General features: G+C 60.4%; 12 protein-coding genes. 4 read left to right on the plus strand and 8 right to left on the minus strand.

All coding sequences use genetic code 11. From position 1 onward, the window contains the following. The first annotated feature begins 429 nt into the window (after positions 1-429). Entirely contained in the window at positions 430-1,080 is a 651-nt protein-coding gene (locus tag ACSQ2W_RS18430) for a glutathione S-transferase family protein (protein WP_436087551.1), read from the plus strand. Between the two features lie 230 nt (positions 1,081-1,310). On the opposite strand, the gene ACSQ2W_RS18435 is transcribed toward ACSQ2W_RS18430, so the two are convergent. From ACSQ2W_RS18435 to tpiA, 3 genes are all read right to left on the minus strand, one after another. Next, complete coding sequence (locus tag ACSQ2W_RS18435; RefSeq protein WP_436087833.1) at positions 1,311-2,948, minus strand: CTP synthase; 1,638 nt, start codon at positions 2,946-2,948, stop codon at positions 1,311-1,313. A 145-nt stretch (positions 2,949-3,093) separates the two neighbouring features. Next, on the minus strand, positions 3,094-3,555 hold the full coding sequence (gene secG / locus ACSQ2W_RS18440; protein WP_436087552.1) for a preprotein translocase subunit SecG: 462 nt from the start codon (positions 3,553-3,555) through the stop codon (positions 3,094-3,096). Positions 3,556-3,760: 205 nt separating this feature from the next. Then, positions 3,761-4,531, minus strand: coding sequence for a triose-phosphate isomerase (tpiA, locus tag ACSQ2W_RS18445; protein ID WP_436087553.1), 771 nt, complete (start codon positions 4,529-4,531; stop codon positions 3,761-3,763). 189 nt (positions 4,532-4,720) lie between these two features. Here tpiA and ACSQ2W_RS18450 point away from each other — a divergent pair, with 189 nt between their 5' ends. From ACSQ2W_RS18450 to ACSQ2W_RS18460, 3 genes are all read left to right on the plus strand, one after another. Beyond that, a complete protein-coding gene (locus ACSQ2W_RS18450; protein ID WP_436087554.1) occupies positions 4,721-5,326 on the plus strand; it encodes a cytochrome b in 606 nt (201 codons plus the stop codon). Further along, positions 5,323-5,904, plus strand: a complete 582-nt coding sequence (locus ACSQ2W_RS18455; RefSeq protein WP_436087555.1) for a YceI family protein — start codon at positions 5,323-5,325, stop codon at positions 5,902-5,904. The genes ACSQ2W_RS18450 and ACSQ2W_RS18455 overlap by 4 nt, the downstream gene beginning before the upstream one ends. 210 nt (positions 5,905-6,114) lie before the next feature. Then, positions 6,115-6,663: an OmpA family protein gene (locus ACSQ2W_RS18460; RefSeq protein WP_436087556.1), complete on the plus strand. Its 549-nt coding sequence runs from the start codon at positions 6,115-6,117 to the stop codon at positions 6,661-6,663. 37 nt (positions 6,664-6,700) lie between these two features. On the opposite strand, the gene ACSQ2W_RS18465 is transcribed toward ACSQ2W_RS18460, so the two are convergent. From ACSQ2W_RS18465 to ACSQ2W_RS18485, 5 genes are all read right to left on the minus strand, one after another. Beyond that, positions 6,701-8,167, minus strand: a complete 1,467-nt coding sequence (locus tag ACSQ2W_RS18465; RefSeq protein ID WP_436087557.1) for an aspartate aminotransferase family protein — start codon at positions 8,165-8,167, stop codon at positions 6,701-6,703. A 17-nt stretch (positions 8,168-8,184) separates the two neighbouring features. Further along, complete coding sequence (locus tag ACSQ2W_RS18470; protein WP_436087558.1) at positions 8,185-9,195, minus strand: NAD-dependent epimerase/dehydratase family protein; 1,011 nt, start codon at positions 9,193-9,195, stop codon at positions 8,185-8,187. Next, complete coding sequence (locus tag ACSQ2W_RS18475) at positions 9,192-9,647, minus strand: transporter (protein WP_436087559.1); 456 nt, start codon at positions 9,645-9,647, stop codon at positions 9,192-9,194. Before ACSQ2W_RS18475 ends, ACSQ2W_RS18470 begins: the two co-directional genes overlap by 4 nt. Before the next feature lie 94 nt (positions 9,648-9,741). Beyond that, positions 9,742-11,064 carry an FAD-binding protein gene (locus ACSQ2W_RS18480; protein WP_436087560.1) on the minus strand — a complete coding sequence of 441 codons (1,323 nt, stop codon included), beginning with the start codon at positions 11,062-11,064 and terminating at the stop codon, positions 9,742-9,744. Next, entirely contained in the window at positions 11,061-12,503 is a 1,443-nt protein-coding gene (locus ACSQ2W_RS18485; protein WP_436087561.1) for a UbiA family prenyltransferase, read from the minus strand. Before ACSQ2W_RS18485 ends, ACSQ2W_RS18480 begins: the two co-directional genes overlap by 4 nt. Positions 12,504-12,551: the final 48 nt, after the last annotated feature.

Below are 12,551 nucleotides of genomic sequence, written 5' to 3' on the forward strand. Positions count from 1 at the left end.
ACGAGGTTTCCCGTGGAGCGCCAGCCTGCCTCGCCGCAAACGTCTTGCGGTGTCTCCATGACAGGACGCCATGATCATGGCACGGGATTTCCGGGCGGGGATGAGCGGGGATAATTTTTTCAGAAGGACGATATCGCCTGGTCGCAAACCGGAGAGGTCGCAAGGGGCGGTCTCGGCGGTATTTGCGACCGATATCCGCGACGGAAATCCCCATGGTTTTCAGAGCCCGTATTTCTGTTTAGGATTTATGCGACGCGTTCTTCCGCTGGCGCCAGAAGCCGACGCTCAACGGCAGTGTCACAATCTCGAGCCAATCGTCTTCAAGAGACAGGCTATGGAGGACAACATTGGCGCCAGAAGCCGACGCTCAACGGCAGTGTCACAATCTCGAGCCAATCGTCTTCAAGAGACAGGCTATGGAGGACAACAATGTCTGCTACTATTACCGCCTTTGAACGATCGCCCGATGGCGGTAAGGGGCTGGCGCGTGATATGCCCGTCCGCTGGGCACTCGAAGAAGTGGGCCAGCCTTACAACGTTCGTCTTCTTTCGTTCAAAGCGCTGAAGGAACCCGCGCATCTCGCGCTTCATCCATTCGGGCAGATTCCGACCTATGAAGAAGGCGAACTTGCCATGTTCGAGTCAGGGGCGATCGTGTTCCATATCGCAGAGCGCCATGCGGGCCTTCTGCCGGACGATGCGAATGCCCGGGCGCACGCGATCATGTGGATGTTCGCCGCGCTCAACACGGTGGAGCCGCCGATCTTCAACCTTACCCTCACCAAAGTCCTTGAGCGCGAAGAGCCTTGGTACGAGCAGCGCCTGCGTGTCCTCGAAAACAACATCCGTAATCGGCTGGGCGCACTTTCCGGTCGCCTTGGCGATGCCAACTGGCTCGACGGCGAGTTCAGTGCCGGTGACCTGCTGATGGTGACAGTACTGCGCAGGTTGAAAGGATCGGGTATGCTGGACGAATATCCGAACCTCTCTGCCTATGTTGCCCGCGGCGAAGCACGGCCCGCATACAAGCATGCTTTTGACGCTCAGCTGGCGGTTTTCACCGCCACATCGGCCGGCTAGGATTGGTCGGCTCCGGGCCGAAAGCAGACCAATCGTCTGCCTCAAAAAATCCTGATAAAAACGCCTGTTCGTGAAGGATTTGCGCCATCACAAAACGGTCTTCTGCAGCGACGGTCGCCCAAGATATCTCAAGGGAATATCAGAACACACCCGCTCGCAACGCCTTGTCGTGAGCGGGTCTGGAATCCTGAATCGGCTGATCAGCGGCCGGCGCTGGCCCGCCGCAATCGTCAGACCAGCCGGCTCTGCTCGACGGCGGCCTCGATGAAGCTTGCAAACAGCGGGTGCGGGTCGAGCGGGCGGCTTTTCAGTTCGGGATGGTACTGAACACCGATGAACCACGGGTGATCCGGGTATTCGACGGTTTCCGGCAGAACGCCGTCCGGCGACATGCCAGAGAAATCGAGGCCGCAGGCCTCCAGCCGTTCCTTATAGTCGACATTCACTTCGTAGCGGTGGCGATGACGCTCGGAAATCTCCGTCGAACCGTAGATTTCCGCGATCTTGGTGCCCTTCTTGAGGCTCGCCTTGTAGGCGCCAAGGCGCATGGTGCCGCCGAGATCGCCGGAAGCGGCGCGCTTCTCCAGCGCGTTGCCCTTCACCCACTCCGTCATCAGGCCAACGACGGGCTCATCGGTCTTGCCGAATTCCGTCGAGGAGGCCTTTTCGATGCCGGCGAGATTGCGGGCGGCTTCGACCACCGCCATCTGCATGCCGAAGCAGATGCCAAAATAGGGTACCTTGCGCTCGCGGGCGAAGCGGGCAGCCAAAATCTTGCCCTCGGAACCGCGTTCGCCAAAACCGCCGGGAACGAGAATGCCGTGAACCTTTTCGAGATAGGGCGCCGGGTCTTCCTGTTCGAAGACTTCCGATTCGATCCACTCGAGCTTGACCTTGATGCGGTTGGCAATGCCGCCGTGATAGAGCGCCTCGATCAGGGACTTGTAGGCGTCCTTCAGGCCTGTGTACTTGCCGACGATGGCAATGGTCACCTCGCCTTCCGGCGTGCGGATGCGGTTTGCGACGTCGAGCCAGTTTTCGATACGCGGCGCCGGCGCCGGCTCGATGCCGAAGGCGGCCAGAACCTCATTGTCGAGGCCCTCCTTGTGATAGGCGATCGGCACGTCGTAGATGCTCGCAACATCGAGCGCCTGGATCACGGCAGACGGACGGACGTTGCAGAACAGCGACAGCTTGCGGCGTTCGGCTTCCGGGATCTCGCGGTCGGCGCGCACCAGGAGGATGTCGGGATGGATGCCAAGCGCCTGCAGTTCCTTGACCGAATGCTGGGTCGGCTTGGTCTTCAGCTCGCCTGCCGCGGCGATATAGGGCATCAGCGTCAGGTGAAGATAGATCGCGGTGCCGCGCGGCAGATCGTTCTTGAGCTGGCGGATCGCCTCCATGAAGGGCATCGCCTCGATGTCGCCGACCGTCCCGCCGATTTCGCAGATGACGAAGTCGTAGTCGTCATTGCCTTCGGTGACGAAGTTCTTGATCTCGTTGGTGACATGCGGAATGACCTGGACGGTGGCGCCGAGGTAATCGCCGCGGCGTTCCTTGTCGATGATGTTCTTGTAGATGCGGCCGGTGGTGATGTTATCGGTCTTGGTCGCCGAGCGGCCGGTAAAGCGCTCGTAGTGGCCGAGATCGAGGTCTGTCTCCGCGCCGTCATCGGTCACGAACACTTCGCCGTGCTGCGTCGGGCTCATGGTGCCCGGATCGACGTTGAGATAGGGGTCGAGTTTGCGAAGCCGCACCCGGTAGCCCCGGGCCTGCAGCAACGCTCCGAGAGCAGCTGCGGCAATCCCTTTTCCAAGGGAAGAAACCACGCCGCCAGTGATGAATACATATCGCGCCATGGGCTTCACCGGATACCGTTTCAAAAATGATTCCGCCACCGAAAAATTCATCTTCCAGAATTTTTCCGTTCAATAGGTTCAGGCTGCGGAATTCAAACAAAAGAAAACCGGCGGAAGACTGGCTTCCGCCGGCGGTTCAAGTCTTCTATCGGCCTTACTGGCCGGTAGGAACATCCGAGCTGGATGTTGCGGGCTTGGTCTCGGTCGTTGCCGGGGTCTGCGTCGCAGGGGTTTCGGTCGCCGGAGTCTGGGTGGTTGCAGGCGTCTGGGTATCGGCGCCGGACTGCGCAGGGGTCTCGCCTGCCGGCGGGGTGGTGCCGCCGCCGAGCGAATCGAGAACGCCCTTGCCGTTGTTGGTCGTACCGGGGATCCGTTCAAGAACGTCGGTCGCATCCGGCTGGTAACGGGCGAGAATGCCCATGGCGATTGCCAGGACGAAAAAGAGGGCAGCGAGGATCGCCGTAGTGCGGGTCAGCGCATTGGCCGTGCCGCGGGCGGACATGAAGCCGGAACCGCCGCCAATGCCGAGGCCGCCGCCTTCGGAACGCTGAATGAGCACGACGCCGATCAGCGCCAGCACAACCATGAGATAGATGACAAGCAATACGGTCTGCATTTTGTCCAGTCCTGCCTTGGATCGTGCCTCCTCCGGCTTGGGGAAGCCGGGAACCGGAAGCGCAATCGAGTGATCGTCCGGCGTGGGAGGCGCACGGAAACCAAGGCAGGTTTCAGCGCCCGCACCACGCGGGAAAAATTCGTGTTGGCGGCTGCATATACCAAGCCACCGCGCATTAAAAGCCCCTCCTCGCCGTTCGGCGAGTTCAGGCCGTCAAATCTTCATACGCCCGGTAGATGGCGAGGAAGTCGTCGGCTTTCAAGCTGGCGCCGCCGATCAACGCACCATCGACGTTGGCGACGCCCATCAATTCCCTGGCGTTGCCCGGCTTGACCGAACCGCCGTAGAGAATGCGCATCTTGGCACCGGCAGCGCCAAACCGCGCGACAAGCTCCGAGCGTTGGAAGGCGTGGGCTTCCTCGACATCCCTGGCGGTCGGCGTCAGGCCCGTGCCGATCGCCCAGACCGGCTCATAGGCAATGACGGTATTTTCGGCGGTGGCGCTACCCGGAACGGAACCGGCGAGCTGGCGCTTCAGGACGTCGAGGGTCTGGCCCGCCTTGCGCTCGTCACCGGTTTCGCCGATGCAGATAATGGCGACCAGGTCGGCCGCGAAGGCCGCTTCGGCCTTTGCGCACACGAGGGCGTCCGTCTCGGCGTGGTCGGTGCGGCGCTCGGAATGGCCGACGATCACATGGGTGCCGAAACAATCGGCGATCATCTCGGCCGAGATATCGCCGGTATGGGCGCCGGAAACCTTTTCGTGGCAATCCTGGGCGCCGATCAGAAGCGGGCTGTCGTCGCAAAGCGCGGTTGCCACATAAAGCAGTGTCGCCGGCGGGCAGATCAGGGTCTCGACCTTTTCGGACAGTTCGCCCTTGACGCCTTCCGCCATCGCCTTGATCTGGTCGAGCGAAGCCCGCAGACCGTTCATCTTCCAGTTTCCGGCAACAAGCGGTCGTATCTCGGGCGTCATGCGATCTCCTCACGGCAATAGTCGTTTCCCGGCAACGGCCTAGCAAATATGCCGGGCAAAGGAAAGCTGTCGCCGGGCAACAATGGTTTGCTGACGGTTCGGTCTCGAAACTGTGATGACGCCGGTGCTTGCCCGGCGATCATCAAAGAACGATGGTTGGGTTTTCTATTGCATGACTGGAGATCGACGATGCTATACAACCGGCAGGATACTTTCGGATGGGGCACGATCGTCCTCCATTGGATGATCGCCCTCCTCATCGTGGGCTTGATTGTCCTCGGCTATGTGATGACCCGGCCGGATATCGATCCGGAGCTGCAGTTTTCGCTCTATCAATGGCATAAGTCCTTCGGCATGACGGCGCTTGCGCTGGCTTTCATCCGGCTCGTCTGGTGGCTGGCTAACATCCATCCGGACCCCGTTGCCAGCCTCTCTGGCCTCGAAAGGCGGGCCTCCTCGGTGACCCACGCATTTTTGCTGGCATTGACCATCGCCGTGCCGCTGGCCGGCTGGGCGGTCGCCTCGACCTCGACGCTCAATATTCCGACCCTGCTTTTCAACCGGGTGCTGATTCCGCATCTGCCGATGGAAAAGTCGGAGGCTGCCGAAACGTTCTGGAGCAACGCGCATGCCTGGCTCGCCTACGGATTGGCCGGTCTCGTGGTCTTGCACGCGGCCGCGGCCCTGCTGCATCACTTCTGGCATCGGGACGAGGTTTTGCGGCGGATGCTTGGAATATTCCGGCGGGGTGCGGCGTCCAACGCCCATCAGCAGACGGAAGGAACCGACCGATGAGCCAATTTTACGGACCATGCCTCGCCGCCTGCGCGCTGGTCCTCGTTGCGACGAGCGCGCTGGCACGTGCGCCCTCGCTCGATGACGCGGCCGGGCGGTACGATATCGATGGATCGTCGCAGATCAACTTCTCGGTCGCGCAAACCGGCGGTGGCGGCATCTCGGGAAAATTCGGCAAGTTTTCCGGCACATTCCGGCTCGATGGCAAGGACATCCGCAAATCGGTGGTCGAATTCTCGCTCTTCCCCGACACCGTGCAGACCGGTGAGCCACGCATCGAGAAGTTCCTGCGCTCGTCAGCAATTTTTGATAGCGCCAATTATCCAAAAATCGTGTTCCGCTCGACGAAGATCACCCAGACCGGCGAAGATACGGCCGAGATCGAGGGCAAGCTCACGGCAAAGGGCACGACCAAAACCGAGCATTTCAGCGCGAAATTGACGAAATGGAACCGCCGCGTCATCAGCTTTCATATCCAAGGGGACATCTATCGCGACCGCTACCACATGTCTGCCGGTTTGCCGATCTATTCCAACATCGTGCAGTTCGACATGACGGTGAATGGTCAGAAGCATTAGCACGGAGAGGTCTTTTCAGCCCCGCCGGCGCGCGATTTTTTCCATTTTTCAGGCTTGTTACCGCGGTAACAAGCCTGAGGACATGCCGACACCATACTATGCCAGAAACTCCAGCGCTCCCCTTGGGAATTGACGGTGTATAGATGGGCTCTTATCCTTCGAAAAACATTATTGATTTACTGCATGGCCCGGCAAACACGGGGTGGATCGATGCACTGTAAATTCCTCACATCGCTGATGGCGACGTTGAGTATTGTTGCCGGGACGGCAAGCGCTCAGGAAGTGCTGACGACGGCAACGCCGGACCTTCTCGTTCGCTCGCTCGATCCCGTCCTGGTGCAGAAGGAGAAGACACGCGGCTTGAAGATCATCGGCGCCAAGGAACTGGAGGCGATCAACAGCTACGGCGACAAGCTCGCGGCGACGGTCAATCTCGCGGTCAACTTTCACCTCGGTTCCGCCGAGTTGACGCCGCAGGCACAGCGGCTTCTCGACAATGTCGGCAAGGCGCTTCAATCGAGCGATCTCGCCTCCTACCGGTTCGTGATCGGCGGTCATACGGACGCGACCGGCACCGACGGCGATAATCTCCAGCTCAGCCGGGCACGGGCGGCCTCGGCGACGCAGTATCTGGTCTCGCACTACAAGATCGCCCCGAGGCGGCTGGTCGTGCGCGCCTTTGGAGAAACCGCCCTGCTCTTTCCGGATAGCCCGGAGGACGGCCGCAACCGCCGCGTCGAGATTTCGACTTTGAAATAACAAGAGGCCCGGCATTGCGAATGCCGGGCCTCGTTTTTCAGCCGAACTGGCTGCCAATGAAATCCTTGACGATGCGGATAATGCCGCGGCCAAGCAGATCATCGAGCGCATCGACGAACTGGTCGACGTGCTGACGTTCGCAGATCAGCGGCGGCTCGAGTCGGATGACATTGCGATTGTATTCGGTGAAGGCGACGAGCGTATCGTAGTCCTTCAAGAGCAAGGCGCCGATGAAGCCCGAGAGCGAGCCCTTCAGCTTGTCGTCAAGCACGCCGACGACCGGGCGCAGAACCATCGGCAGGGTCTGGCTGAAATCCTGGAACTCCAGCCCGACCATCAGGCCCTGGCCGCGGACATCCTTGATGATTTTCGGATATTTCGCCTTCAGCGCATTCAATCTTTCGAGCAGATAGTCGCCCTGCACCGCCGCGTTTTCGATCAGGTCCTCGTCATACATGATGTTGAGGCCTTCGATTGCCGTGATGCAGGCCTCGCCGATGCCGCCAAAGGTGGCCTGGGCGTGGATCATCGCGGTGTTCTTCGTGCCATAGGCCTTCATGTAGACGTCGCGCTTGGCGATCATCGCGGCCATCGCCGACTTGCCGCCGCCGAGCGACTTGGCAAGCGCTGTCACGTCCGGAACGACGCCAGAATGTTCGAAGGCGAAGAAACGGCCGGAGCGGCCCATGCCGCACTGGACCTCATCGGCGACCCAGATCACGCCATGCTTGTCGCAGAGCGCGCGAACCTCGCGCCAGAATTCCGGCGGTGCCGAAATGATGCCGCCGCCGCCCTGAATGGTTTCAAGCACCAAGACACCGATCGTCGGATCGCGTTCGAAGGCGTTGCGGATCGCATCGATATCGCCGAACGGCACTTTAACGTTGTTGTCGAGCAGCTTGAATTCGCCGCGATAAAGCGGGCCGTCGGTGATCGACAGCACACCCTTGGTCTTTCCGTGGAAGGAATTCTCGGCATAGACGATCCGCGGGCGCTTCGGGCCGGCGGCCCGCTCGGCCACCTTGAGCGCCGCCTCCATCGCTTCCGAACCGGAGGAGCCGAGGAAGACCATATCGAGATCGCCCGGCGCGATGGCCGCGAGGTTTTTGGCGAGCGCCGACGCATATTGCGACATGAAGGCGATCGCGATCTCGTGGCGATTTTCGTCCTGGAATTTCTTGCGGGCCGAGAGGATGCGCGGATGGTTGTGGCCGAAGGCGAGCGAACCGAAACCGCCGAAGAAATCGAGGATCTTCCGGCCGTTCTGGTCGGTGTAGTACATGCCCTCGGCGCTCTCGACCTTCACCTTGTTGAAGCCGAGCAACTTCATGAAGTGAAGCTGACCCGGGTTCAGGTGATCCTTGAAGAGCGTCGTCATGTCGGCAAGGCTCATCGCCTTGGCCTGTTCGACGGTGATCAGATCCGGCTTCCTGATGCCGCCGTCAAGAACAGGGGCATCGAGGGCGGGTGCGTCGACTGTGACGCGGGCTGGCTTGTCGAGCATTGTGATGATCCCCTCGTTCATTCCGCCGGCACAGTCGATGTGTGCGCGTAAACTTTTCCCGCCTTCTTGGCGCAATATTCATCGTAAGCCGCGATCAGCATGGTCCCGTCATTGTACTCAGCCTTCCAGCCAAGTTCGCGTTTCAGCTTGCCGGTTTCGCGAATGCACATTTCATCGGCGATCAGGTACTGTTCCGGGTCCATGATCGGCATGTTGATGAAATCAAACGCAGCCAGCGTCGCCTTGACCGCGAAAGCCGGTGTCGGCAGCAGGAACGACTTTGAGCCGGCGTGAACGATTAGGTCGCCGAGCAGCTTGCGCACGGACGGCGGGTTGTCGGAGCCGAGATTATAGGCCTCGTTCGGCACCCCGCCCTTCCAGGCAAGCCGGGCGGCCTCGGCACAGTCGAACACCGAGATGAACTGATATGGGTTCTTGCCCGAACCGATCATCGGTACCGGCAGGTTGGCGTCGATCAGCTTGAACAGCTTTTCCAGGATGCCAAGTCGGCCGGGGCCGATAATCAGGCGCGGGCGGAAAATCGAGATGTTCATACCCTGCTTGCGCCACTCAGCCGCCAGCTGTTCGGTTGCCCATTTCGACTTGCCATATTCGCCGAGCGGCTTGGCCGGATGGTCTTCCGTCTGCGGCGATTGCACCGTGTGGCCGTAGATCATGTCGGTGGTGAACTGCACCAGCCGGCCGGCGCCGGCTTTGGCCGTCGCCTTCATGATATTTTCGGCACCGTAGTAATTCACCGGCCAGAAGAATTCCCAGCGCTTGGCGCGCACCTGCAGCGGCGACAGCATCTTGGCCGCCATGTTGTAGACCATGTCGTCCGGGCCGATTTCGACTTTCATCACGTCGTCCGCGTCGGTCACGTCACAGCGCACGAAGCGGGCGCGGGCATAATGGGGCAGATCGGACTTGACGATATCGGCGACGAGAACCTCCTCGCCGTCCTGTACGAGGCGTTCAGCCAGATGACGGCCGACAAAACCGTCACCGCCGAAAATGATATGCTTCATGATGCGCTCCCGATTTTTGCTGTTTTTGCGCCCGCGGCTTCAAGCGGCGACCGGCTGTCGTGGGAAGACATTCCCGCCCCAGACATGCCAGATTGGGCAATAAGGATTGTTCCGACGCAGATGAACGCGATGCCGGCGATGCGCCAGGCGTTCAGGTCCTCGCGGAAGACGAAATAGGCAAAGACGGCCACGGCCACATAGGCGAGGCTGAGGAATGGATAGGCGAAGGAAAGTTCCACCTTCGACAGGACGTAGAGATGCGACGCCATCGAAATGACGAAGGTCGCAAGTCCGGCGAAGACCCAGGGGTTGAAAACCACCTGGAAGATGCGGGTAATGAAAGTATCAGCCGTGAAGCTCAAAGGTCCAAGCGACAGCATGCCCTGTTTCAGCATGAGCTGGGCCGCGGCGTTGGTGAGTACGGTGAAGAGAATGAATACGATATACTTCATGTCGGTGTTCCCTGTTCCCATCCACACACCTATATGCAAGAGCGGTATATTCCGTGAAATTCCCGAGTTTATTTAATTCAAATTGTAGCTGTTCTCATTTCGGCAAAGCCAAGGCCGTTCTCTTCCAGAAGTTCGAGACCATCGCCGGATCGCGCATTTTTTCCAGCTGACGCCACTGCGGGAACGAAGAATCAAAGGTTTGCGGGCTCATCCGGGCGTCCTTGTAGGGATTGACGGCACCGCCGGCCTCGATGACGATGGCATCGAGCCTATCGAGGAGCTTCAGGGTCTGTTCACCCTGATTGGCGAAATCCAGCGTCAGTGTAAAACCCGGCCGCGGAAATGAAAAAAGCGCCGGCGACCTTTGCTCGCCGAACTTCTTCAGGACTGTCAGGAACGAGGCATGGCCGGCCTGGCGCGCCGTTTCCATGAGCCGGGCGGTAATCAGCACCGCATTGTCCGCCGGATAGACGCTCTGGTGCTGGTAGAGGCCTTTCGGCCCATAGAGCAGGTTCCATTGGCCGATGGCGTCCAGCGGGTGGAAATAGCCGGGCCATTTTACGGTCGTAACCGTCTCGCCGCGTTTTTCCTTGCGGAAGTAGAATTCGTTGAACGCCTTCAGCGTGAACCGGTTCAGCAGATTGAACGGTGGGGAAAACGGCACCGACAGTTTCGTCGAGCGCGGCATGTCGGGAAATTCGCAGGACGCATCCGCGTGATCACCGGCCAGCAGGACGCCCCTGCCCGCGCGTTTGCCCGTTGCCAGCTGGTCGATCCAGGCCACCGAATATTCATGCTCGCCGTCCACCCGCTCGACCATGTCGAAGTAGTCCTCGAGCCGGTTGAAGCGGATTGCGTGCTGCTGGATATGGGGCGACGGCACTTTCATCAATTGCAGATCGACCGACAGGATCAGCCCGGTCAGCCCCATCCCGCCGATGGTGGCACGAAATAGGTTTGGATTTTCCGTTGCCGAGCAGGTCAGCAATTCTCCGGTGGAACGCAGCAGCGTCAATCGCAGGACATGCCTGCCGAACGTGCCGCGCGCATGATGATTCTTGCCGTGAACGTCGTTGGCAACCGCGCCGGCCACCGTCACAGCGGCGGTTCCAGGCGTCACCGGCAGGAAGAAGCGGTGCGGGATCGCCTGTTCAAGGATGGCGTGAAGCGTCACGCCCGCATCGCACGAGACAATTCCAGTCCCCGGATCGAAGCCGAGGATGCGGCTGCGCATGCGGCTGTCGATCAAGGCGCCCTGGTCATTGTGGCAGCTGTCGCCGTAGGACCGGCCATTGCCGAACGGTAGGAACGCGCCGGCGGCCGCCTTGTCCCACAGGTTTTCATAGGCGTCCGGCGAGACGCTTTGGCGGGGATGGCAGTCGATCCGTCCCCAGCTGTCGAATGAACGATCGGTCATTGCCGGCCCAGCGCACCTGCGAGAATGAGCATGGCGCCCATCGCCATCGTCACGAGGCTGCGCCAGTCGCGCATGATGAACACGACCGGATCCTCATGCAGCATGCGGCGGCGGGCGAGCATCCAGATCCGCAGGAGCATGTAGAGCACCAGCGGGCAGAGCGGCCACAGCGCCCAGGGCAGCGTGTACATTTCCTGCATCTCCTTGCTGTGTATGTAGAGCGCAAGCACCAGAGCAGAGGCAAAGGCGGATGCGACCCCTGCCTGCCCGACCATCTCGAAATCGACCGCGACATAGCCGCGGCCGGGAACCTGGTTGCCGTCGCGCCCGTCATATTCGTCGAGTTCGACGTAGCGCTTCACCAGCGCCAGGCTGAGGAAGAAGAACACCGAGAAGGACAGGAGCCAGAAGGATAGCACCGTGCCGGTGGCGGCGGAACCGGCAACAATACGGACCGTATAGAGGCCGGCCAGCGTGAAGACGTCCACCAGCAACTTGCGCTTCAGCACGAAGGTATAGGCGGTCGTCGCGATTGCATAGAAACCGAGCACGAGCGCAAAATCGTAAGGCAGCACGGCCGTCAGAGAGAGAGACGCGACGAGAAGGCAGAGCGCGATGGTCAGCCCCATCGGCACGGACATCTGGCCGCTCGCAAGCGGCCTGTTGCGCTTCGTCGGGTGGCGCCGGTCGTTGGTGAGATCGGAGAGATCATTGATCACATAGACGGCGGAGGCGAGAAAACTGAAGGCGAAGAAGGCGAGAATGACGTTGATCACGGCATCGAGGTGCAGAATGTCGTGATTGAGCACCATCGGAACGCCGATCAGGACGTTTTTCGCCCATTGATGCATGCGGATCGATTTCAGGGCCGCGAGACGGCTGGTCTTGCCGATATCGAGCTGCTCGGCATCATGCGCACGCCGCCATTTCTCAGCTGCCGCATCCGGTGCGACGACGATCGCCTTGCGGGCTGCGTCGAACACCGGAACGTCGTCACGGCTGTTGCCCATATAGTCGAAACCGCCCTCGCCGAACTGCTCGATCAGCTTTTCGCGTTTGCGGCGGCTGGTGAGGTTGATGTCGGTCGAGCTGTGAAGGACAGAGGAAAAGACCCCCGCATGGGCTGCGACCCCGAGTGCGACGCTTTCCGCCGCGCCGGTGACGAGGACGAGCTGCCGGCCGGTTGCGCGCTCGTGCTCCAGACGCTTAAGGACCGCCTCGCGATAGGGCCAGTCGGCTGCCTGGCGTCCGGAGCGGGCCGCGACTTCATATTTTAGCCGTGCCTTACCCTTGGACATCCAGTACAGAACAGCAAACAGCATCAGCGGATTGCGCAAAAGAACGATCGCCACGCCCTCCCAGAGCGTGTCGGCGGCCAGCAACGTGCCGTCCAGATCGACGCACAGCGGAATATGCCGTGTTTCAGTACGAGCATCCATAAGATCAAACCCCGAGAAGACGTGCCGGGGACAGTCCCATGATCAGCT

The sequence above is a fragment of the Pararhizobium sp. LjRoot255 genome (genome assembly GCF_964252905.1).
Classification (GTDB): domain Bacteria; phylum Pseudomonadota; class Alphaproteobacteria; order Rhizobiales; family Rhizobiaceae; genus Pararhizobium.

Coding starts and splice junctions, on each gene's coding strand:
- ACSQ2W_RS18430 (WP_436087551.1), top strand. CDS start 430: ATGTCTGCTACTATTACCGCCTTTGAACGATCGCCCGATGGCGGTAAG.
- secG (WP_436087552.1), bottom strand. CDS start 3,555: ATGCAGACCGTATTGCTTGTCATCTATCTCATGGTTGTGCTGGCGCTG.
- tpiA (WP_436087553.1), bottom strand. CDS start 4,531: ATGACGCCCGAGATACGACCGCTTGTTGCCGGAAACTGGAAGATGAAC.
- ACSQ2W_RS18450 (WP_436087554.1), top strand. CDS start 4,721: ATGCTATACAACCGGCAGGATACTTTCGGATGGGGCACGATCGTCCTC.
- ACSQ2W_RS18455 (WP_436087555.1), top strand. CDS start 5,323: ATGAGCCAATTTTACGGACCATGCCTCGCCGCCTGCGCGCTGGTCCTC.
- ACSQ2W_RS18460 (WP_436087556.1), top strand. CDS start 6,115: ATGCACTGTAAATTCCTCACATCGCTGATGGCGACGTTGAGTATTGTT.
- ACSQ2W_RS18465 (WP_436087557.1), bottom strand. CDS start 8,167: ATGCTCGACAAGCCAGCCCGCGTCACAGTCGACGCACCCGCCCTCGAT.
- ACSQ2W_RS18470 (WP_436087558.1), bottom strand. CDS start 9,195: ATGAAGCATATCATTTTCGGCGGTGACGGTTTTGTCGGCCGTCATCTG.
- ACSQ2W_RS18475 (WP_436087559.1), bottom strand. CDS start 9,647: ATGAAGTATATCGTATTCATTCTCTTCACCGTACTCACCAACGCCGCG.
- ACSQ2W_RS18480 (WP_436087560.1), bottom strand. CDS start 11,064: ATGACCGATCGTTCATTCGACAGCTGGGGACGGATCGACTGCCATCCC.
- ACSQ2W_RS18485 (WP_436087561.1), bottom strand. CDS start 12,503: ATGGATGCTCGTACTGAAACACGGCATATTCCGCTGTGCGTCGATCTG.